This is a genomic window from Telmatobacter sp. DSM 110680 (genome assembly GCF_039994875.1).
Lineage (GTDB): Bacteria > Acidobacteriota > Terriglobia > Terriglobales > Acidobacteriaceae > Telmatobacter.
The window spans coordinates 3,230,893-3,251,703 of record NZ_CP121196.1; the positions used below are offsets into that span (position 1 = coordinate 3,230,893).

The following is a 20,811-nucleotide window of genomic DNA, read 5'->3' on the forward strand; positions in this document are numbered from 1 at the left end:
GGTGCAAATGAAAGCTGACCGGTTGTTTTACAGCGTGGCCGCGGTCGTTTTCCTGTTGGTGATGTTGCTCGGATTCCATCCTTTTTACACGTACGGTACCCATTTTGACGGAAGCCCGATCAATCGCGGAATCTTCCTGTTGGTGCTGGTGCATGGAGTGTCGATCGCAGCCTGGTTTGTGCTTTTCTTTACGCAGTCGCTCCTGATCACGGTTCGGAATCGCAAGCTCCACATGACGCTCGGATGGGCAGCGATTGCTATCGGCGTTGCGATCGCGAGCACGGGCACGCTGGTTGCGATTCGATCGGTTCAACTCACGCCGTCATTTGTCTTCTTCAACATGGAATATCCGCGGTTTTTGCTTGTGATGTTCACGGAGATGACACTGTTTACAGTTTTCATCACAGCAGGAATTCTGACACGCAAGAAGCCGAAGATTCATCGGTCGATGATGCTTCTGACGAGTCTGACGATCCTTCCCGGGGCTACCGCTCGGATTCCGATGCTGGTTCCGCTTTTTGGTCATAGCGGGTGGGTGGGTTTGTTCGGGCCTGTCTTCTGCCTGGGTGGATTATTGTTGCTGATCCGCATGGTAATGACACGCAGGTTCGATCCGTGGTTTGCGGGAGCGTATGCCGCCTGGGTTGTTGCTTACATCGGCTCGACGCAACTTTCGCTGACCGAGACATGGAGTCGGATGGCCGCTGGAATCTTGAGGTCCTGATACACGGCGATTTCGCGGCCTCGTCTCCATTGAGAAAATCAATTCGCGATGAGGCGCTGCATCCACTGGGCTAACTGTTGCTGATCGGGTGATCCTGCGGCGTGAGCGGCGTGGACGCTGCGGCGGTCGATCTCGGGGCGATTCTGACTGATCTTGAATTTGCCTTCGACATGAGTGATGGGTATGCGGAAGCCTACTATGCCGGCGAGCATGGTGCGGCGAAATCCGTCGGGAAGACTGCGCCACTGCTCGGCGTAGGCGGGCTCGTTAGCCTCAATCAGGCCCGCTAGCAGGACATCTTTGGAGGCCTCGTCTTCGACAAGTTCAAGAGTGCCGCTGGCGTGGATGGCGATGTAATTCCACGTGGGGACTGACAATCGCTCGGCGTAGAGTGATGGACTGACATAGCTATGCGGACCCGGGAAGACGACGAGGGTTTCGTGGTTGGCGAGCGATTGCCAGTGAAGATTTGCCTTCGCGAAGTGGCCCTCGAGAATGCCGTGAGGGCCTTCGTCCTTGACGACGAGGGGAAGATGCGTGGCGCGATGCGGACCGGCGGATTCCGCGGAGTCGATGGGGCCAAAGAGGATGGCGAAGGAATAGGCGCGCATGGCCTCGATGAGAATGGCGCGGTCGGAGACCTGGTTGAATTTGGGTGTGTACATCGCGCTCCTGGCGAACTAGGGCGGTGAGGATTTCGTATTCAACCTTAATCGGGCGGATCGGTGTACGGCAAAGCGCGGACGCGAGTGCTAATCTTGCCGCCACAACATATTTCTCCGGGGGTAGAGTTCGGATGGGATGGTCGGAGGCTCTTGGCGTTCATCAGCTGAGCGATTCGCAAGTCAAAAGACGAGGAATCTGGCCTGCTCTTGGGCTGGTGTTTACGGCGCCGCTGGTGGCGGAGTTTCTACTGGGGAATTTGCCAATCAAGCTGCTTCCGGCATTGATTGTGCTGGCCCCGATGTATGGGGGCGGGGCGTTGCTGATTCGCGAGGTAGTGCGGCGAACAGGACGGGGCTGGCCGAGCATTCTTTTACTGGGAATGGCGTACGGAATTTTCGAAGAGGCGTACACGACGCAGTCGTTGTTCAACCCAAATTATCTGAATCTGAATCTAGGTCTGTTGACACCGGCATATATTCGATTGCTGGGGATTGGCGGGTGGTGGACGTTGTGGATGCTGATGGTGCATGCGATCTGGAGTATCTCGACGCCGATCGCTCTCGTTGAGGCATGTGTGCCGGATCGTGCGCGGAGGCCGTGGCTGGGGCGTGTTGGGATGTCGGTAGTGGTTGTCGTGTTCCTGCTTGGAGCTGTCGCAAACACGGCGATAGGGTACAAGCAGGATCACTATTTGGCGTCGATGGCGCAGTTCATGGGGGCTGCTGTGGTGATTGTGCTGCTGGTGATTGCGGCGCTTGCGATGCCGGTGCGTGCAAGGATCGAGGGCACGGAACCGGCTTTGTCCGCGTGGGTGGTGGGTGCTGTGACGCTGGTGTTTGGGTCCGCGGCTCTGTTCGTGCCCCAGGCTTGGGGATGGGGCGCGGTTGCGGCGCTGCTTGCGCTGGATGCAGCGATGCTGGTTCTGGTAATTCTGTGGTCGGGCGGATCGGGCTGGGGGCTTAAGCATCAGCTCGCGCTTGGAGCTGGTGCGGCGCTGGCTTATGGATGGCATGCGTTTCTGCAGCATCCTGCGGTGGGGAAGCTGGACGCTAGCGTGCGCGTGGGGAATGGGATTTTTCTTGCGGGTGCGATTGCGTTGATATGGTTTGCGGCGAGGCGCTGCAGTGTGCGTGGCGTTGACGCCAGATAAGAGATAGAAGCGGATCCTTCGCTCCGCTTACCCCAACTTTGTTGGGGCCCCAAGCTGCTCTGCTCAGGATGACACTCTTTAAAGAAACATCATATCTGTCCATCCGCTTCGCTCCCCGGTCTCAAAAACGAGACCTGGGGCACCCAGCAAGAGACTACTATTGGATTCTTTCGAAGCGGAAGGCGGCTTCGCGAAGGGCGTGGCTGATGGCGGTGATGTGGGTGGCGCCTCGGGTTTCTAATGTCACGTCGATGACAGTTTCGCCGAGACTTACGCCGTAGTAGGCGCGGTTGTGGATAGTTTCGACGATGTTGGCGCGCTCACGGGCGAGGATCTGAGTGAGATGTAACAGTGCGCCGGGGCGGTCTTGCAGATATACGCGCACGCGTAGAAGCCGACCGTCTTTGACGAGGCCACGTTCGATAATCTTGGCGAGGAGGGAGACGTCAATGTTGCCTCCGCAGACGAGGACGACGGTGCGGCGATGGCGGAGGTTTGTTTTTGATTGAACGACTGCGGCAAGTGCGGCGGCTCCGGCGCCTTCTGCCAACGTCTTTTCCTGCTCTAGGAGCATGAGGATGGCGCTGGCGATTTCCTCATCGTCAACTGTTACGATTTCGTCCACGTAGCGAGAGACGAGGGGCAATGTAATGTCACCGGCGCGGCGAACAGCGATTCCGTCAGCAATAGTCGCCTCAGCAGCGATGGTAACCGGGGCTCCAGCTTCACGTGCGCGAAGCATGGAAGGAAGCCGCTCGGGTTCGACGCCGACTACTCGAATCTTTGGGTTGGTTTCTTTCAGTGCGCAGGCGATGCCACTGATGAGGCCGCCTCCGCCGATGGGAACGACAACTGCTTCAATGTCCGGAACCTGTTCCAGGAGTTCGAGGCCGATGGTGCCCTGGCCGCAGATGACTTCAGGGTCGTCGAAGGGATGGATAAAGGTGCGACCCTCCTCGACGCGGCGACGAAGAGCTTCTTCGCAGGCTTCGTCGTAGCTGGCGCCGTGGAGGATGACTTCTGCACCGTAGGCGCGCGTGGCGGCAACTTTGATCTGCGGAGTGGCGAGAGGCATGACGATCTGAGCACGAATTCCGCGCTGCGATGCGTGGAAGGCCACACCTTGGGCGTGATTGCCGGCGCTGGCAGCGATGACTCCGCGCTTGCGTTCGGTCTCACTGAGAGTGAGGAGCTTGTTCAGGGCGCCACGTTCTTTGAACGAGCCAGTGCGCTGGAGATTCTCGAGCTTGAGGTGCAAGGGAAGTCCTGTGAGTTCGGAGAGATGATGGGAAAACTGGCAGGGCGATACGTGGATGGAACTCTCGATGCGTGCGCGCGCGGACTGAATGCCGACTAGAGATACGGGTTCCAAGACAAGCTCCTCGATCAGAAAAAGTGGGTGAAAAAGCGAAAACCACCAGCCGCATTAGCGGGTGGTGGCCTGTGTATTGCTGTACTACTTGATCCCGTTCGTCAGGCTCTTCCCGCGCACATGATGTGGTTGCTAATTCGAATCGCGGGAATGATGACGCCAGCGGGCAACGCGGGATACATAACTGCATGACCGGCGATCGCGTTGAGGCTGAGGTTGTGCATGACGTTGATTGCAGTAGAGCAGAGGCTAACGGGATGCGTCAAGCTGTTACGGAGCTCTCCGGCTCGGCTGCGAAAGACTCGCGTGTCGCTTCTTTCTCTCGCGCGATGCGGTTGAGGGCGAACTGAAAGTAGACGAAAGAGAAGAAGAGGGTGAGGAACCAGTTGAGGCGAAGATTCATTGGCTCGCGACGGTTGTAATGGTCGAGCATCTCTTCACGAAGCTCAAAGATCACAACAATCCAGAGCAGCCACGAGAAGAGGAAACCGACACCTATAACGAGCGAGGCGATTGCCCAGTACAGGGAACTGGAGCTCGGTTCGATTTTGCGCACCCAAATGCAAAGGTAGGTGGGCCATGCTGCCGCGAGGGCGTAGATGGTGAAATTGCGGTAAGGCTCGGGAACGAACCAGAAGGCGAGCACCTCAGCTGCGCTGATAGATAGCAACAGGACAGCCCAATGAACCCGCGGCGGAGACGGAAAGGCTGAGCCGTGGTTCACAGCCAGCTGAGCGGGGGATTGAGGCATACCATATAGTATCCCGAAGTGTGAATCCCTAAAAGGTTACGGATAGTTTCTGAAAGCTGTCGAGTTCGATGAGGTGTTGACCTTCGGGAGGAGTGGCAAGAGTCGCATGTTCCAGAATCCATGTGTCTTTGTGGAAGAGGAAGACGGCATGCAGGCCAGCGGCCAAAGCCGGATTTATGTCGCTTTTGGGGCTGTTGCCAATCATCCAGCTCGAGTGGGGAGCGAGTTGGTGGCGTGCCACGACGGAGCTATAGGCGGCGGGGTCTTTTTCGGCAACGATCTCGACGGCGGCAAAATAACCGGCTAGCCCAGACCGGCGGACTTTGTCTGCCTGCTCGGCATGGTCGCCCTTGGTCATCAAGATGAGGCGATGGCGGGAGGCGAGATCGCGGAGTGTCTCTTCGACCTGAGGGAGGAGCTCGATTTCCTGCTCGGCGATGGAGCGGGCAAAGCCAACGACGCGTTGGCGTTTTTCCTCGTCCAAGGGCTCGGGGCTGAGGCGCTCGAAGGTGCTGACGAGGGAACGGGTGAAACTCGGCAGGCCGTATCCGTGCGCAAGAATGGTCTCACGCTCGACGGCATTCAGGGTCTGGCGAACTTCCGCGGGCGAGTACTCGTGATGGTTGAGATAGCTGATGAATGCTGCAATGGCGCGTTCAAAGTAAACATTGTTTTCCCATAGGGTGTCATCGGCATCGATAAGCAGCGTCTGGCCAGGAGGAAATTGGGGCATGACCTATCGTACAAAAAAGAGGCTGAGCGGAGACGGCTTTGAAAAATGAAAGTAGGTCGTCTTTGTTGTCTGGAATTCGAGTGTCAGTTCTTGTCAAGTGGCGAAGAAAGAAGCAGATCCTTCGCTCCGCTTACCCCAACATTCGTCGGGGCCCCAAGCTGCTCCGCTCAGGATGACAGCTCGAGGTTAGTTGGAAGATATTCTGCCAGTGGAATCGATTGTACAGGGATGAAAATGCGCCTACTTTGTTGCGGCGGGCAGCTCGTAGTCGAACTGATAGGAGTGTTTTCCGCTGACTATTTTGATGATCATGGTTCCGGAGATACCGGATAGAGCATCTGTCCCGGAGCCGGGGACGACTTTCACGACGAGTTCAAACTTATTGTCGACCATGGTACCGAAATGCTGGAGGGCGAAGGAGCCTGCGCGTCCGTGAAGGGTGCCGGTGACCTGCTCGATGGCAACATAGCCCGCGGTGCCGGTGGCAGGATTGCCGGCTCCGAGCATCTCCCCTTTACTGGCGGCTTCAAGATCGCCGTGGAACTGCTTGTCGAGACCGTAACGGCCGATTGCGGTTCCGGCTAGCGCTTCGTCCGCCGTCAGCGGCGCATTTTTCACATCGAATGTTCCTTCAGCGTGCATGGAAATCGGGCCACCCTTTTCACTGGTCTGGAAGTGGAGATTCTGTGCTTTAACAAGAGTCGGCATGATGGACCATCCTGTAAGGAATAGGAAAATAAGGATACCGATATTCGTTCGACGCACAATCTCTCCTTCGGTTAACGAAGAAATTGTACGTTGAGAACATCGCACACAAGATAAACAAATCGACGGAGAGGCTTATTCATCAAGTTTGAATATCCGGATCTGCACAAGTTTGGCGATGGTGAGATTTTTCAAACCTCGTTCCTGCATGCGGTGGACGAACTCCGGTGTGATCTTGAAGATGCGGATCTGAATCAATTCGTCGAGCGTGGGCTGGAAGCCTAGAGCGCGAATCTGCTTTACTTCGTCGGTGTTAACACCCTGAACTTTGAGACCGATGAGTTTGTCGGCATCGGGCTGCTCGTAGCCCATGGAAGGAAAGCTCTGAGCATATGCAGGATCGACGTTGAAAATACGCAGGGCAATGAGATTGTCGGTGTTGACACCTCGGATGTGGGCCTCCTGGAGCGAATGAGCGTAGTCGGATGTGACGTTGACAAAGGTGTAGGATTCGAGCTTTCTCGAGTCGAATCCGCGAAAGCCCAGCTTGTCCATGCGGTCGACGAATGAGGCGTCGGGTGTGAAGAGCGAATCGCCGACGAGTTCGTTTGCATGCACGATGCCGGTGCACGTAAGAGTACCGGACTCAGCAGAGAGCTTTGCGGTAAGCTCCGCGCCTTCGCGATCGAGGTCGGCGATAGTGAAGCCGGTGAAGCGGTTCAGGCTTTCATTGCTGAAGTTAGAACCGCAATGACGATCGGCGGAGCAGTCGCTGTCTTCATTGATATGAAGGCTGATTTTTCCGGCATCTTCCCCGCGGCCTATCACGCATTTGGCGTGAATCGGTGCGAGCGACTGCGCCGGAAGCGTGAGAGTCGTGGAAGCCATCGCGAGAATGAGAGTGGCGAATTGAATACGCATCGAAATCTCCTCAAAGCCCAATTGAAAACGAGGGTCTCCTCTCCCGTGTGAGCGGGCGTGAAAAAGCTAGTGAGCGTTTCGGCGCTATTCCTTTACGGATTCGTCGTCGAGCAACCCGGAGATGCGCAACTGGACGAGTTTGTCGAACGGCAAATTGGTGAAGCCGTGTTTGGCAGCTTGCGCCATGAACTCGTCATCGATGCGGAAGATACGGGCTTTGACGAGATCGTCTGCGGTGACTTTGGGGAATTTCTGTTTGAGTTGCCGAGCGTATTCGGGCGTCACTCCCTGGACACGCATGGCAATCAATTGTTTGGAATCGAGGTTTTCAAAGCCCGCGGCTTTCATTCCAGAGATGAACTCGGGCGTGACCTGGAAGATGCGGAAGGAGATGGCATCGTGGACATTGTTGATCTCCAGTCCCTGCTTTTTCATCTCTGCGATGGCTTCGGGCGTTACTCCCTGAATCTTGCTGGCGATCAGATCGTCCGCGCTGAGTTTTCCAAAGCCTGCCTGTGCCATCGCCTGCGCGTATTCAGGGGTGACATTCTGAATCTTCATTGCGATGAGCTTGTCGAGATCGACATCGTATCCGGCTGCCTTCATCTGATCGATGTAGTCGCTGTGCGGCTGCGCGGAGGATTTCGGAGTTGCATCGGATTGCGAGGAAGGCCGGGGAGTGGGCGCCGGTTCAGCTGATGCGATTGCGGGGGAACTGGGGGCTGGATCGGCGATGTGCAAGGCGACTTCAGTTGCGATAACTGGCGCGGCGATCGGCGCAGTCGTGGTTGCAATTGAAACTGTGGCCTTAGCGTCAGCCTGCTTTGCGGGGCTGAGGCTGGCCAGCAGATGTGGCACCGGGAAACAAAGGACGACCAGGCCGGTGAAGGCTGCGGCAAGAGAGAAGGGGCGAAGGCGACGGCTGGGAATACGAGTCATGGGTTCACCTAGGATGCGCGCAACGCGCGTGAGAAGGGTTAGATGGGATTGATGGCCATCGAGTGCCAGGGCAAGACGCAGGTGGCGCGAGCGCTGCTCTTCAAGCCGCACGAGCGCGTTCGCATAGGCGAAGGGGTTGGGGCAGATTTCGAGAGCGAGATCGTCGCAGCAGAGTTCGCGCTCGTGACGGATGCGGGAGCTGATCCACCACACGGCGGGGTGAAAGAAGAAGAGCGTTTCTGCGATTGTTTGAAGGATGTTCCAGAAGAAATCGGCGCGGCGCACATGAGCCAACTCGTGGGCGAGAACGACTTCGAGTTCGTCGGGGCCAAGTGAAGTTACCGCACTGAGCGGCAGCAGCACGATGGCTCGCAGCGTGCCCATGGTCATTGGGCTATCGATTGCCTCGGTCAGGCGGAGAGTGATGGACCGATGCAGCCCCAAGGTCGCGGAGATGCGCTGAAACGCCGCTCGCACCGCAGACGGAGCTTCAGTGGTGGAGGCGAGGCGAAGACGGCGGAGATACCACCAACCGCCCAGACTGCGCACGGACAGCGCAAAGACGCCGATGAGCCAGAGGCCGTCGATCCAGGGAAGCACTATGGCAAGCATGAACGGCTCGCGTGGCTCAGTGGTTGCAGGCCCTGAGGTTTCCGTGCTCTGCAAGTCGGCAGCGATGGTAGCGCGGAGGTTTGAAGTGGAGTCGACAATCGAGATCGGAGTACCGTCAGAACGCATCTCCCACGCGAACGTCCCGGCCGCGCAGACGAGCATAAGAAGGAGACCAGATAGGGCTGCGAGATAACGGGTCTGGCTCGACTTTCGTGCGATGACAGCGCTGATGACGCGATAGGCAAGGGCGATGGCGGCGGCTTGCCAGCAGAAGTGAATCAGGGTCCAGGCGATGGCTTGGGGAATTTGGGTCATGGCCGGTCCTTTCTGGAATCGTTCGGGAGTCTGGAATGTTTTGCGGAGTGGTGGCCTGAGTTATCAGTATTGCGTCTGCGCTCGATGAGTGCGCGGATCTCTGCCAGTTCGTTTTCGCTTGCCGGTTCCATCGAGAGGGCATGCAGAGCCAGTTGCGCAGCGGATCCCGCGAAGAGGCGCTTGCTCAGGTCTTTGAGGATTTTGCTCTGCATCAGGTCCTGGCTGAGGGCGGCGCGATAAACGTGGGCGCGGTTGGCTTCGTCGCGGACGACGAGGCCTTTGCCAGTCATGATCTGAAGCATCTTGAGAACGGTGGTGTAGCCGGAGGGGCGATCCTGATTGAGAGCGTCGTGAATCTCGCGCACCGTGGCCGGCTGCTTCTCCCAGAGGATCTGAAGGAGTTCGAGTTCGGATTCGGTGGGGCGGGGAATGGTGGTGCCGTGTTCCATGATTCGGACGTTATACGAAGGGCTTCGTAATTGTCAACGAAAATCTTCGTAGATGGGAAGGGGAGCCTCAAAAATGGTCTTTGTTCCGCACAACACAATCATGAAGAATCATTTGTGAGGCTAAGCGGAATGCACAAATGAATGGATAAATGAGAACTCTGTGGTGAGACTTATTGGCAGATAGTACTTACATCTGTACTGGGCTTAGGACGCGCGGGCAGGGTGAGACCGCGAGTATGCATCGCGCCTTCCAGACTGTCTGGTTGATCGGGAAGGGAGGGATCGAGTGCTCCGGCGTAGAACGGGTCGGTTTCCGCTTCATGAAGAGTGATAAACGTGAATCCCTTGTCACGATAGAGCTTGAGAAGTTGCGGCAACATGCGGGCATCGAAAGCGCCAACGTGCATCAACAGGACATAGGGAATGTCGTGGCCGAAGAGAGCTTTCGACATGGCACGGCGGAAGTCAGCATCATCGCCAGCGGCCTGAAGATAAGTTGATTCGAGTAGCGCGATGGAAGCGGCGTCGTTCTTGGCGACACAACGGGCATAGGGTTCGTTCCACATGTAGTCGCCGAAGCTCATCGTGACGGCAGCAATCTTGTATCCGTGGATGCCGAGAAATCCGCGAATTGCAGTGCGTTTCTCAGGGGTGTCGCCTTCGGCGAGGAAGGGATAGCGGAGCCAGTGCCAGTCGCTGCTACTCGAATACTTTTCGAGGACTAATTCATTTTTCTCCAGGTCAGCAAGCCAGTCAGCAACGGAACTGGTGTTGAGGTTCAGGTGCGACCAGGTGTGATTGCCGAGTAAGAAACCTGCATCGCGCCAGTCTTTGAGCATGGGGGCGGCGGCGGGTTCGCGTTCGATGGCCACGCCGTTGACGAATCCGTATGCGGGAGGGATGTGGGCATCTTTCATTGCGGCGATAAGTTTGTGGCCGATTTCTATGCGAGTTTCGCCTTGAGGTAACGCGCTGTGGGCGGGGAGGTCGTCCCATGTGAAGGCGATTTGCTGAGCTATTGCGGATGGAATTGCAGCAAGTGCAAGGGCGGCGATAAGTAGCGAGCGCATACCGCACTGATTCTTCATGGGGTCCATTATCTATTCGGAATCTGCGAGGTTAGAAATCTGGTCAGATTTTTGTTGGCGTAGTTAGCAAAAGCACATTCTTCGCTCCGCTTACTCCACGAAGGATTCATTCGCGGGTCCCCCGGCCGCTCCGCCCAGGATGACACCCGTTGTTGATTGAAACGACATGCATCGAATCCGATTTACTTGACGTGGATTACGGGGTTGCGGTCGGGGTGGGCGGGGTCTTTGATGATGCGGCCGCCTTGCATGACGAACGCAACATGCTCCATGACAGTGATGTCGGCGAGGGGATCGCCTTGGACGGCCACGATGTCGGCGAAGCGGCCGGGCTCGAGGGTGCCGACGTCTTTGTCTTTTTCGAGCATGGTTGCGGCGTTGATGGTGGCGGCTTGCAGGGCGCCGAGCGGGGAGAGGCCGCCGCGAACTAATGCGCCGAATTCTTTAGAGACGGATTCATCGACGTCGGCATCATCAACCCCGTAGACAATGCGGATGTGGTGGGCGAGGGCGAGTTTGAATGCGGGCCCCTGCGCAGCCATGATCTCGACACCTTTGGCGTAGGAGTCGGGATCGCGGCCTTTGCTGAGTCCGGTTTCCATGTCGTGCTGGAAGCAATAGAGGGTGGGGACGAGCCAGGTGTGATGCTGCTCCATTAACTGCGCGCCTTCTTCGTCGAGCATGGTGCCGTGCTCAATGGAGTCGACACCGGCGCGGACTGCGGCCTTGATGCCGACGGCACCTTCCGCATGGGCCATCACTTTCTTTCCAGCGCGATGCGCAATTTCTACGGCGGCAGCCATCTGTTCTTCGCTTAACTCCTGCACGTGGTAATCAGAGATCGGATCCATGACGCCGCCGGTAGCCATCAGTTTGATCCAATCGGCTCCATATTTGATGTCGCGGCGGACAACGTGGGCGATGTCGTCTACGGTATCGGCTACATTCTGACCGCGGGGAATCTGCATGTCAGGCGAGAAGGGAGATCCGTCGCCGTGACCGCCGGTAAGGGAGACGCAACTGCCAGCGGCGGTGATGCGCGGGCCGAGGATGATTCCGCGCTTGACTGAGTCGCGGAGTGCGAATTGCGGATAGTCGGCCGGACCTTCGCATGCGTCGCGTAGGGAAGTGAATCCATGATCGAGCCAGAGACGAAGGTTGTAGGTTCCCCACAGTGTCGCTTGCGGAATAGAGGTGCGAAGATGCGCGGCAATGTTCTGCGTTGTGGGGTTGGAGAGTGTGTGTGCGTGCGCATCGATGAGGCCCGGAAGAACGGTATAAGCGGAGAGATCGGTGACGGGAACGCTGGGTGGAGCGGCCTCGGTGATGGACTGGACCCTATCGCCGGCAATGAGGATGTAGGCGTGGGAGCGTACGGCGCCGGTGCGCACATCGATGAGTTTCCCGGCGAGAACTGCCTGGGTAATCGGAAGCTTGGCGGGTTCTTGGGCTTCGAGCCTGCAAACAAGGACAAAAAGGCCTGCGAGAGCGATGGAGCAGCGGGTGCGGGTCATCTTGGGTTGAAGGTAACATCCCGACTGATACGGGCAAAATGAAAACTATTGTGACGCTTGCGATTGAACGACTTGAGAAGTTGCTACTTGCAGGGGCACTACCGTTTTGGTAGAACAGCCACAGTCTCTATCGCCGTTCTGGCTGAGTCGAGAAACGAGGGTACATGAATTCGATCACTTCCCAGGCGCAACCTCTAGCCCAATTGGACCAGTGGGATGACTTCGTCGAAGGACGGTACAAAGAAGGAAAGTCCAAAGAAGAATTCCGGATCTATGACGCGTCGGCTACGCCGGGCGTGGCGGAGTTTTACCGGCTGAATCACGAAGGTCAGACAGTTGAGTATGTCCTCGGTAAAGAGAAGGAGTACTTCGGCCTGAAGAAAGGCATGAAGTCGATTTGGGAAGCTGCGGACTTTTTGAATTCGCTGGTTGACGACAGCGACCCCGACACCGATCTCACCCAGACCGAACATCTGCTGCAAACGTCGGAAGCGATCCGGCGCGATGGACATCCGCGTTGGATGGTGCTGACGGGCTTCCTGCATGATCTTGGAAAATGTCTTTGCCTTTACGGCGAGCCGCAGTGGGGTGTTGTAGGCGATACGTTCCCGGTGGGATGCGCTTGGTCAGAGGCGATTGTGTTTCACGAGTATTTTGCGAACAACCCCGATCGGCTCCGGGCCGAGTATCAGACGAAGTTCGGGATATACGAGCCAAATTGCGGCCTCGAAAATGTTCATATGTCTTTCGGGCATGACGGGTACATCGCAGAGGTGATGAAACCGTATATGCCGATCGAGTCGCTCTACATGTTGCGATTCCATTCTTTCTATCCGTGGCATCGTCATGGTGCGTACGATCACCTGGCCAACGATCAAGATCGCGCGATGCTGGAGTGGGTACTGAAATTCAATCAGTACGATCTTTATTCGAAGGGGCATGCGAAGCCAGACATTAGGGAACTGAAGCCTTATTACGACGACCTGTTTGCGGAGTTTTTGCCGGCGAAAGTTGCCTGGTAAGGAAAGTTCAAAAAACGAAGGCCGCCGGGCGATTGCCAGGCGGCCTTTGATATTTTGCGCGAAAACTCAGTGTGCCGTTTCGGCTCCCGATGCCCTGGGCTGAGTGGCTAGCCAAGTCTTCAACTGTGGTTCCTGCAGGTTGCGCAGTTCGATGCATCCATTGATGCGTTCGATGGCATGCTTCAGTTCCTGATCGGCATCGGGAACCGTGTGCGATGCAAAGAACTGCGACACGTCGTCGCGTGCTGACTCGGAGCAGAAAGTGCTGGTGGCTCCAACGAGGACGTTTCCCATCTCGGGTGTGAATTCTTTCTTCACATCATCCCAATGATCCTGGATGAACCTCCAGGCGAGATCGCGATTCTTTTCGTTGTCGAGCGAGATGGCGAGTTGAAGAGCTGCGTCCTGATTACGGACTTTGTCGGAGACCGCGTACTGAAGCGCACGCTGGGCTAGCTCTGGATTTTCAAACATGGCCAGAAGCCGGAGCGCACCGATTTGGATTTCTGGATTTGTAGAGGTTTCAAAGATCTTCTGCAATTGATCAAAGAGAGCCGCGTCGCCGTTGCGAGCGGTGATCTGGAGGGCAGTCTGTGCGAGGTTGGGGTCAGTTGAGTTTGCATCCGCGAGGTATTTGGCGCTGATATCGCGCGCTTCGGCGAGGATCCGAGGATCCTTGGCGTCGCCGAGTTCGGCAAAGAGCAAAGCGCGTAGTTGCTTTTTGTTCGGCGAATCACTTTGGGAAGGCGCGCCGAGCTTGGCGTATTCCGGAGCAAACGTCTGCCTGACCCAGCTATCGAGTGCTGCTTTCTCCTCTGGAGTGGCAGCGATGCGAGAATCGATGGCGCCAAGTCCGTTGAGTGCTGTGGACACGACATTTGCACTCGCATCTGATTTGACGGCTTCGACGAGGTTCATATATTGGCCGACGATAGCCTTGTTCGCGCGGACCTGTGCCCACTCATCGCCAATGAGGCTGATGCGTTCAGAAGGCGTTAGATCGTCTTCAACATGGGAAGCGAGAGCGGCGTAGTCGGACGGGGCGTAAGAGGTGCGGTAATAGCCCTTGCCATTTGCATTGGCAAAGAAGAGTCCGTTTTGCGGGACGTTCAGAAACGTTGATTCGGGTGTAAGGAGCTGGCAGTCTTGCTTGCCGTCGCTTTTGAAGCAAACAGGCAGCGTCCATTTTTGAGCTTCGTCTGGCTGGACGCTTGGCGTTAAATAGAAGCGCTTTTGCGAGACCTCGACTTTGCCGTCGTGCGGCTGGCCGAAGGTTAGGAGTGGCACACCCGCCTGGGCTACGAGACTCTCCATAATCTTGTCGACCGGCTTGTGACTCGTTGAGGTCTGGGCATTCCAGAAATCTTCAGCCGTGGCATTGCCGTAGAGATGCGCGGCGAGATAGTTATGCACGCCTTGGCGAAAGGTTTCCGGGCCGAGGTAATTTTCAACGCTGAGGAGAACATTGCCGGCCTTGCCGTAGGAGATGCCGTCGAACATCTGCTCAATTTCCGCGGGAGTGTCGGCGCGGGCGCGAATGGCACGGGTGGTGGGCTGAGCGTCGAGGTTCAGCGTCGCATCCAGACCGGCGGCGACGGCTTGATCGATATTCCATTCAGGATGCATCGCGGCGACTGGCTTGTTTTCCATCCATGTGGCGAAACCTTCGTTTAGCCAGATGTTGTCCCACCACTGCATAGTGACAAGATCGCCGAACCACTGGTGCGCCATTTCGTGAGCGATGACCAGGGCGACTTCAGTCTTGGCGTTGATGGATGCTGTTTTGGGATCGACGAGCAGGGCGGTCTCGCGATACGTAATCGCGCCAAAATTCTCCATCGCGCCGGCTTCAAAGTCGGGCAGACCGATGAGGTCGAGCTTCTTCAGCGGATAGGGAATTCCGAAGTAGTTGTTGTAGTAGTGCAACACGTACTTCGCGACATCAACGCCGTACTTGGTCAGGGCGACCTTGTCGGGTGTTGCGCACGTGCGGATAGCTACGCCGTCCTGTTCGCCGGAAGAGCACTGGAAATCACCCACAAGGAAGGCCACAAGATAGGTAGACATCTTAGGCGTGGTGAGGAACTTGAGAGTGTGTTTATCCGCAGCGGGGCCCGGCGTATCGCTGACGATGGGACCGTTTGAGATGCCGGTGTCGCCTCTGTCTACGACCAGCGAGATGTCGTATGTGGCCTTGAACGCCGGCTCATCGAACGAAGGAAAAGCGCGCCGAGCATCGGTGGATTCGAACTGCGTGACGGCATAGTTGCGGCGAGCCGTTTTGGAAAGATAGAAGCCGCGAAGTTGGCCGTTGAGGATGCCGCTGTATCGGATGATCAGCTTCGCTTTTCCTGCGGCAAGCTTGTCACGCACCGTGAAGGTGGCTTGTTCCTTCTCTTGATCAAGAGAGACGGTTGCCGTTTGTTTTTTGCCTGCCGTTTCGATCTCGACAGATTCGAAGGTGAGATCGTGGGCGTTGAGAGTGATGGAGTTTGCCGGCTCGGCCAGGGTGACGTCAATGGTCTCGGAACCGGTGAAAGTCGCGGCTTTGAGATCAGGGGAGAGTGTCAGCGTGTAGTGCACTGGGCGAACCGTTGTGGTGAGACGTTGAGCTTGAAGTAATCCCGAAAAAGCGATTGTCAAAGCGGAAAGTAAAGAACAAACAAAGGAAAGGCGCGACTCGCGCCAGGGGGAAGGGCGACCGATCTTCATTTCACCTCGTAACAGTCTGTAGACGTTTACGCGTCCGTATTGTGCTTTTAAACTTGCGGCTCAAAAATGACGCAGTGGACATTAGGCAGCCCTTCGAAAGGGTGCTTTAACGCCTAAATTATTTTAGGGTACTAGCCGCACAAAGGTAACTACGAAATGTGACCAAACGTAGTTCCCTTGTGAGAAAGCCCTAACTTAATGAGTTTCAGTTGTGATGACGGGATCAGCTGATCTTGCGGGAAGAAGGGAATCGAGCAGCAGGAGGCATGCTCCGATAACGATGGAGCTGTCGGCTACGTTGAAGTCGGGCCAGTGATAGCCGAAGATGTGGACCTCGATGAAGTCGACGACGGAGCCGTAGACGACGCGATCGTGCAGATTACCGAGGGCTCCGCCGAGTACCAGAGCAAGGGCCACAGTCGCAAAAGTGATCCGGCTGCCGAGTCGGACCAGGGCGATGACAACAGCGATTGCGGCGACTGCGGAGAAGGCGATGAGTCCCCAACGGACGGCATTGGGGGAGGCAGAGTCAGCGAAGAGCGAAAAGGCTGCGCCCTCATTGAGCCAATGGGTGATGCGCAAGAATCCGGGGATCACGGTGGTGCCTTCGCCAAGGGGAACGTGGGAGGCAACCACGGTTTTTGTAACGCGATCGGCAACGATGACGAACGCGGAGATGAGGAGGAGCCAGGGGAGTTTGTGAGGCGCAGGAAAACTCAATGGGCTGCCTCCGACGACAGTGAACAGTGACCAGTGGTCAGTGGACAGTGACTGGACTGTGCTGTGGTGATCACGCTGCGACCTCCGGTGGCGCAATTCCCATCTCTTTGAGGGCGTTGTGGCAGCGGGTGCAGACATTTTGCCAGATTCCGTAGTCGGAGACTACGGGCATGAAGTTCCAGCAACGAGCGCATTTATGGCCGCTGGCGGGCAGTACGAATGCTTGAAGATCGGCGATGCCAGTCAGTACTTCCTTTGCGTCTTTTGTCTCGTTAGATTCTGCGCGAGTCAATTTGAAATCATTGACTAGCGTAACCTTTGAGACATTCAGAAACTCTTTGAGACTAACGAGATTCTTTCGAAGAATCTCTAAGGAGACTTCTTGGGCGTAAAGTTTGACTTCGGCCTCTGTTGCCTTGCCGATAACTTTGTTCTGACGAAGCTCTTCGAGGGAACGGAGTACGCTCTCCCGCAAGGCAAATAGGACCTTCCATTCCCCCAAAAGATAGAGTGAGTTCTCCGAAAAAATCTCTTCGGGTTTGGGGAACAAGGCGAGGTGCACGCTGGCTTCGCGGTTCTCGATGATGGGCAGGTATTCCCAGACTTCGTCGGCAGTGAAGCTGACAATCGGTGCTACCAGACGGACGAGAGCCTCGGTGATCTGCCAAAGCACGGTTTGCGCGGAGCGCCGTTCGTGGCTGGTGGGCGCAAAAGTGTACATGCGGTCTTTGAGGATGTCGAGATAGAACGAGCTCAAATCGACGATGGCGAAATCGTTGACGGCCTGGTAGACGCGATGAAATTCAAAGTCTGCGTACCAGCCGAGGATTTTCTCTGTGAGCTCGCGGGTGCGGGCGAGCATGTACTGGTCGAGAGGCAGAAGGTCTGCTTCGGCGATCCGGTCGCGCATGGGATCGAATCCGTTGAGATTGCCGAGCAGAAAACGGAAGGTGTTGCGCAGCTTGCGGTAGAGTTCTGCGCAGCGAGCCATGAGGTTCTCGCTTGCAGCCATGTCTTCGCGAAAGTCGATGGAGGCTACCCAGAGGCGCACGATCTCCCCGCCCATACGTTCGGCGATATCAACGGGATCAACGCCGTTGCCGAGAGACTTGGACATGGCGCGGCCTTGCTCGTCGAGCGTCCATCCAGCGGTGGCCACGTGCGAATATGGCGCACGGCCGCGGAGCGCAACGGATGTAAGCAGCGATGAGTGGAACCAGCCGCGATGCTGATCTCCGCCTTCAAGATAGAGGCACTCGGCTCCTTTGCTCTCCTGGAAGTTCTTGTAGATGTCCTTTAAATCGGCGTCGGATTCGCAGACGGCGAACCAACTGGTGCCGGAGTCGAACCAGACGTCGAGGATGTCCGTCTCCTTGCGGAAGGTGACTCCTTCGCAATGAGAGCATTTTGTTCCGGCAGGCAGTAGGTCGGCGATTGGCGTGGTGTGCCACGCATCTGCACCGTCGCGCTCGAAGAGGGTGATGATTTTGCGATCGAGTGCCGGGTCGATGATTGGCTTGTCGCAACCCTCGCACATAAACACCGCGATGGGCACGCCCCAGATGCGCTGGCGGCTTATGCACCAATCGGGGCGGGTGGCGATCATGTTGGTGATGCGCTCCTTGCCCCATGAGGGATCCCACACGACCTTGTCGATCTCCTCGATCGATAGCTGGCGATAAGTAGTTTCTGATCCATCGGCGCGTTTCATCGGGGTTTCGAGAGAGATGAACCACTGCTCGGTAGCGCGGAAGATCACCGGGTGATGGCAGCGCCAGCAATGCGGATAGGAGTGCTCAAGATCCGAGACAGCCAGCAGAGCGCGGTACTCCTCAAGCATGGCGACGACGATGGGGTTGGCGGCCCAGACTCTCTTCCCTTCGAACGCGGGAAGTGATGCATGAGGCCACGCATCGGGATCGACGTGAAGATGGCCGGATGCATCGACGCGACATGTCTGATCAAGGTCGTAGCGCTGGCCGGTGTAGAAGTCGTCTGCACCATGCGAGGGAGCGGTGTGGACGGCTCCGGTGCCTTGGTCGGCGGTGACGTAGGTTGCGAGCACGCCGAGAATGCTTCGGTCAAGGAAAGGGTGCTTGAAGGTGGTGTGCTCTAGCTGGTCTCCCTTAAAGCGGGCAAGTTCCGCAGTTGTGCCGAGTTTGCAGGCAGCGATGACGGCAGGCGCAAGTTCGGCAGCGACGATGTACACCGGATCAGCCAGCGACCCGGGTAATTTTGGGTCTCCACTTGCCGAGAATGCGACGTATTCGAAATCGGGATGGAAGGCGACAGCCATGGACGCGGGTATGGTCCAGGGAGTCGTGGTCCAGATGATTGTGTAGACCTGGCGGCCGGCAAGCGCGGGATCGAGCTTCTCCGGAGCCGAGGTCAGTTTGTAGCGCACATATATTGATGGGCTGGTGTGAGCGTCGTACTCCACCTCAGCTTCGGCGAGGGCCGTGCGGTCGTGGATGCACCAGTAGACGGGCTTGAGCCCGCGATAGACGAAGCCCTTTTCAAGGAAGCCGTAGAAGGCTTCGAGGGTGCGGGCCTCGTAGTCTCGTGCCATCGTCATGTAGGGTTTTTCCCAGCGGCCAAAGCATCCGATGCGTTCGAACTGGGATGTCTGAAGGTCAACGTACTTCTGGGCGTAGGCGCGGCAGGCGGCGAGGACCTCCGGAACCGGCATTTCCAGCTTTTTGCGGCCAAGCTGCTCGTCGACCTTGATCTCAATGGGAAGGCCGTGGCAATCGTAGCCGGGGACGTAGGGGGAGTCGAATCCAGCCATGGTCTTCGACTTGACGACAAAGTCTTTCAATCCCTTATTGAGGGCGTGACCGAGATGGATGGGCCCATTGGCATAGGGAGGTCCGTCGTGGAGAAGATAAGGAGGCCTTCCGGCGCAACTTTCGCGCAGTTTTTCGTAAAGTCGAAGCTCCGCCCACTTTTTCAGCCGAAGAGGCTCATTCTGAGGTAGATTGGCCTTCATCGGAAAAGTGGTTTGCGGCAAGGTTAAGGTCGCCTTCAACTCCGGCGTTGGAGACATTGGAACTCCCTGAAACGGTAAGAAGATCGTGAATGTTTAGTGTAAAGGAGCGGGAAAGATTTTTAGGTAACAACTGCTCACGGGGGGCGTCTATCGTTTATGGGAGCCTTCACTTCGGAGAAATACGGGTCTCTGGAGAAATTCGAGACTTTGGATAATACGACAACCCAATCGCCTGCGTCTGCTCATCTAAAGACAAGCGCAGGCAATGTCGAGCATAATGGAGAGAAGGACCGGAAAGCGGGCGATAGCCAACCAGGGCAGTCGCAGCCAATGGGGCCAGTATCGGCAATTATGGCAAATGACGTTTTAATTCAGCCGGATGCGGAGACCAAGAGCGACTTGCCCTCGATGGAAGGTCACGAGCTTGACTCGTTCCTCGGGAAGGCGTTCGACGAAAAGCCGATCTGGAAAGACCTTTACGAGAATATTCACGACGTTTTCTTTCCTCCAAAGCTTCCTCCGCTTGTGCTTACGTCAAGGCCGATCCCGGTTGTGGATCGCATGGCGGTCAAGGCGAATCCTTGGGCTATCGGAACATCGAGCGCGGTGAATCTGGCGATTTTGGCCGTCGTGATCTGGCTCGGAATCACAATCATTCATGCGCCTGCTAAACCGAAACTGAATGTGTCGAATGTGGATGTGAGTGACATTCTGAAGGCGCCCAAGTTGACTACCCCGGCAGGTGGCGGTGGTGGCGGCGGATCGCACGACATTGTAGATCCGATGAAGGGCAAACTTCCTCCGCGCATGAAGGATCCGATCGTGCCTCCGATGGTGCCGATCCTGGAGAAGCCAAAGCTGGCCTTTACGCCTGCCATCAATGTTCAAAAGGACATCACTCTGCCCGATAATCCGCAGATGGTGAACTTTGGCGTCAAGAACTCCTCTAACGTGCAATTAGCCTCGAATGGATCTGGTGGCGGCGGTGGCATGGGCAGCGGGTACGGTGGCGGCCTCGGTTCGGGCAACGGCAACGGATACGGTCCGGGCAGCGGCGGCAATACCGGCGGCGGCGTTTATCACATCGGTGGGGGTGTATCGGCGCCAATTCCGATTTTTACGCCGGAGGCTGAGTTCTCCGATGAGGCGCGACGTGCGAAGTACCAAGGTGTGTGTCTGATTTCGCTGATCGTGGATGCCCAGGGCAATCCGCAGAATCCGCGGGTCGTTCGTCCGTTGGGTATGGGCCTGGACGAAAAGGCTCTGGAAGCAGTGCGGAAGTATAAGTTTAAGCCAGCCATGAAGGGCGGAACGCCAGTGCCGGTGATGATGAGCATCGAGGTCAACTTCCGGCTGTACTAAAAGCCAGATTAGGCAAAAGGCTCTCAGAAATAGAAGCAGGAGCGAGGCGCAATGAGCGCTTCGCTCT

The 20,811-nt window shown here is 56.7% G+C and carries 18 protein-coding genes; 4 read left to right on the plus strand and 14 right to left on the minus strand.

What is annotated here, in order from left to right; all coding sequences use genetic code 11:
• Positions 1–7 precede the first annotated feature (7 nt).
• Positions 8–724, plus strand: a complete 717-nt coding sequence (locus tag P8935_RS13350) for a hypothetical protein (RefSeq protein ID WP_348260789.1) — start codon at positions 8–10, stop codon at positions 722–724.
• Positions 725–762: 38 nt separating this feature from the next.
• Here P8935_RS13350 and P8935_RS13355 read toward each other — a convergent pair whose 3' ends face one another.
• Positions 763–1,389 (minus strand): FMN-binding negative transcriptional regulator, encoded by a 627-nt coding sequence (locus P8935_RS13355; protein ID WP_348260790.1) that lies wholly within the window; start codon positions 1,387–1,389, stop codon positions 763–765.
• 131 nt (positions 1,390–1,520) lie between these two features.
• Here P8935_RS13355 and P8935_RS13360 point away from each other — a divergent pair, with 131 nt between their 5' ends.
• On the plus strand, positions 1,521–2,540 hold the full coding sequence (locus tag P8935_RS13360; protein WP_348260791.1) for a hypothetical protein: 1,020 nt from the start codon (positions 1,521–1,523) through the stop codon (positions 2,538–2,540).
• Between the two features lie 157 nt (positions 2,541–2,697).
• Here the strand turns inward: P8935_RS13360 and ilvA are convergent, their stop codons facing one another.
• From ilvA to P8935_RS13410, 10 genes are all read right to left on the minus strand, one after another.
• Positions 2,698–3,912: a threonine ammonia-lyase gene (gene ilvA, locus P8935_RS13365; protein ID WP_348260792.1), complete on the minus strand. Its 1,215-nt coding sequence runs from the start codon at positions 3,910–3,912 to the stop codon at positions 2,698–2,700.
• A 101-nt stretch (positions 3,913–4,013) separates the two neighbouring features.
• On the minus strand, positions 4,014–4,178 hold the full coding sequence (locus P8935_RS13370) for a hypothetical protein (protein WP_348260793.1): 165 nt from the start codon (positions 4,176–4,178) through the stop codon (positions 4,014–4,016).
• Positions 4,175–4,663: a hypothetical protein gene (locus P8935_RS13375; RefSeq protein ID WP_348260794.1), complete on the minus strand. Its 489-nt coding sequence runs from the start codon at positions 4,661–4,663 to the stop codon at positions 4,175–4,177. The genes P8935_RS13370 and P8935_RS13375 overlap by 4 nt, the downstream gene beginning before the upstream one ends.
• Positions 4,664–4,691: 28 nt before the next feature.
• Complete coding sequence (locus tag P8935_RS13380; protein ID WP_348260795.1) at positions 4,692–5,396, minus strand: HAD family hydrolase; 705 nt, start codon at positions 5,394–5,396, stop codon at positions 4,692–4,694.
• A gap of 240 nt (positions 5,397–5,636) precedes the next feature.
• A complete protein-coding gene (locus P8935_RS13385) occupies positions 5,637–6,104 on the minus strand; it encodes a DUF3224 domain-containing protein (RefSeq protein ID WP_348260796.1) in 468 nt (155 codons plus the stop codon).
• A gap of 132 nt (positions 6,105–6,236) precedes the next feature.
• On the minus strand, positions 6,237–7,022 hold the full coding sequence (locus tag P8935_RS13390; RefSeq protein ID WP_348260797.1) for a hypothetical protein: 786 nt from the start codon (positions 7,020–7,022) through the stop codon (positions 6,237–6,239).
• Positions 7,023–7,106: 84 nt separating this feature from the next.
• Positions 7,107–8,888: a M56 family metallopeptidase gene (locus P8935_RS13395; RefSeq protein ID WP_348260798.1), complete on the minus strand. Its 1,782-nt coding sequence runs from the start codon at positions 8,886–8,888 to the stop codon at positions 7,107–7,109.
• Positions 8,885–9,337, minus strand: coding sequence for a BlaI/MecI/CopY family transcriptional regulator (locus tag P8935_RS13400; protein WP_348260799.1), 453 nt, complete (start codon positions 9,335–9,337; stop codon positions 8,885–8,887). Before P8935_RS13400 ends, P8935_RS13395 begins: the two co-directional genes overlap by 4 nt.
• A 170-nt stretch (positions 9,338–9,507) precedes the next feature.
• The gene (locus P8935_RS13405; protein ID WP_348260800.1) at positions 9,508–10,425 is read right to left on the minus strand and encodes a polysaccharide deacetylase family protein; all 918 of its coding nucleotides are present in this window, start codon (positions 10,423–10,425) and stop codon (positions 9,508–9,510) included.
• Positions 10,426–10,607: 182 nt separating this feature from the next.
• A complete protein-coding gene (locus P8935_RS13410; RefSeq protein WP_348260801.1) occupies positions 10,608–11,939 on the minus strand; it encodes an amidohydrolase family protein in 1,332 nt (443 codons plus the stop codon).
• A 164-nt stretch (positions 11,940–12,103) separates the two neighbouring features.
• Here P8935_RS13410 and P8935_RS13415 point away from each other — a divergent pair, with 164 nt between their 5' ends.
• The gene (locus P8935_RS13415) at positions 12,104–12,961 is read left to right on the plus strand and encodes an inositol oxygenase family protein (protein WP_348260802.1); all 858 of its coding nucleotides are present in this window, start codon (positions 12,104–12,106) and stop codon (positions 12,959–12,961) included.
• Between the two features lie 66 nt (positions 12,962–13,027).
• Here P8935_RS13415 and P8935_RS13420 read toward each other — a convergent pair whose 3' ends face one another.
• The 3 genes from P8935_RS13420 to ileS all read right to left on the minus strand — a co-directional run bounded on the left by P8935_RS13420 (position 13,028) and on the right by ileS (position 19,439).
• The gene (locus P8935_RS13420) at positions 13,028–15,673 is read right to left on the minus strand and encodes a M1 family aminopeptidase (protein ID WP_348260803.1); all 2,646 of its coding nucleotides are present in this window, start codon (positions 15,671–15,673) and stop codon (positions 13,028–13,030) included.
• 195 nt (positions 15,674–15,868) lie between these two features.
• Positions 15,869–16,393: a signal peptidase II gene (gene lspA, locus P8935_RS13425; RefSeq protein WP_348260804.1), complete on the minus strand. Its 525-nt coding sequence runs from the start codon at positions 16,391–16,393 to the stop codon at positions 15,869–15,871.
• Between the two features lie 70 nt (positions 16,394–16,463).
• Complete coding sequence (gene ileS, locus P8935_RS13430) at positions 16,464–19,439, minus strand: isoleucine--tRNA ligase (RefSeq protein WP_348260805.1); 2,976 nt, start codon at positions 19,437–19,439, stop codon at positions 16,464–16,466.
• A gap of 150 nt (positions 19,440–19,589) precedes the next feature.
• Between ileS and P8935_RS13435 the strand changes: the two genes are divergently transcribed.
• A complete protein-coding gene (locus tag P8935_RS13435) occupies positions 19,590–20,744 on the plus strand; it encodes a TonB family protein (protein WP_348260806.1) in 1,155 nt (384 codons plus the stop codon).
• Positions 20,745–20,811 lie beyond the last annotated feature (67 nt).

Excerpts from the sequence above, each read along its gene's own strand:
- P8935_RS13395 (WP_348260798.1), bottom strand. The coding sequence starts at position 8,888 with ATGACCCAAATTCCCCAAGCCATCGCCTGGACCCTGATTCACTTCTGC.
- P8935_RS13410 (WP_348260801.1), bottom strand. The coding sequence starts at position 11,939 with ATGACCCGCACCCGCTGCTCCATCGCTCTCGCAGGCCTTTTTGTCCTT.
- P8935_RS13400 (WP_348260799.1), bottom strand. The coding sequence starts at position 9,337 with ATGGAACACGGCACCACCATTCCCCGCCCCACCGAATCCGAACTCGAA.
- P8935_RS13375 (WP_348260794.1), bottom strand. The coding sequence starts at position 4,663 with ATGCCTCAATCCCCCGCTCAGCTGGCTGTGAACCACGGCTCAGCCTTT.
- P8935_RS13405 (WP_348260800.1), bottom strand. The coding sequence starts at position 10,425 with ATGAAGAATCAGTGCGGTATGCGCTCGCTACTTATCGCCGCCCTTGCA.
- P8935_RS13420 (WP_348260803.1), bottom strand. The coding sequence starts at position 15,673 with ATGAAGATCGGTCGCCCTTCCCCCTGGCGCGAGTCGCGCCTTTCCTTT.
- P8935_RS13355 (WP_348260790.1), bottom strand. The coding sequence starts at position 1,389 with ATGTACACACCCAAATTCAACCAGGTCTCCGACCGCGCCATTCTCATC.
- P8935_RS13360 (WP_348260791.1), top strand. The coding sequence starts at position 1,521 with ATGGGATGGTCGGAGGCTCTTGGCGTTCATCAGCTGAGCGATTCGCAA.
- P8935_RS13415 (WP_348260802.1), top strand. The coding sequence starts at position 12,104 with ATGAATTCGATCACTTCCCAGGCGCAACCTCTAGCCCAATTGGACCAG.
- P8935_RS13380 (WP_348260795.1), bottom strand. The coding sequence starts at position 5,396 with ATGCCCCAATTTCCTCCTGGCCAGACGCTGCTTATCGATGCCGATGAC.
- P8935_RS13385 (WP_348260796.1), bottom strand. The coding sequence starts at position 6,104 with ATGCCGACTCTTGTTAAAGCACAGAATCTCCACTTCCAGACCAGTGAA.
- ileS (WP_348260805.1), bottom strand. The coding sequence starts at position 19,439 with ATGTCTCCAACGCCGGAGTTGAAGGCGACCTTAACCTTGCCGCAAACC.
- P8935_RS13350 (WP_348260789.1), top strand. The coding sequence starts at position 8 with ATGAAAGCTGACCGGTTGTTTTACAGCGTGGCCGCGGTCGTTTTCCTG.
- P8935_RS13390 (WP_348260797.1), bottom strand. The coding sequence starts at position 7,022 with ATGCGTATTCAATTCGCCACTCTCATTCTCGCGATGGCTTCCACGACT.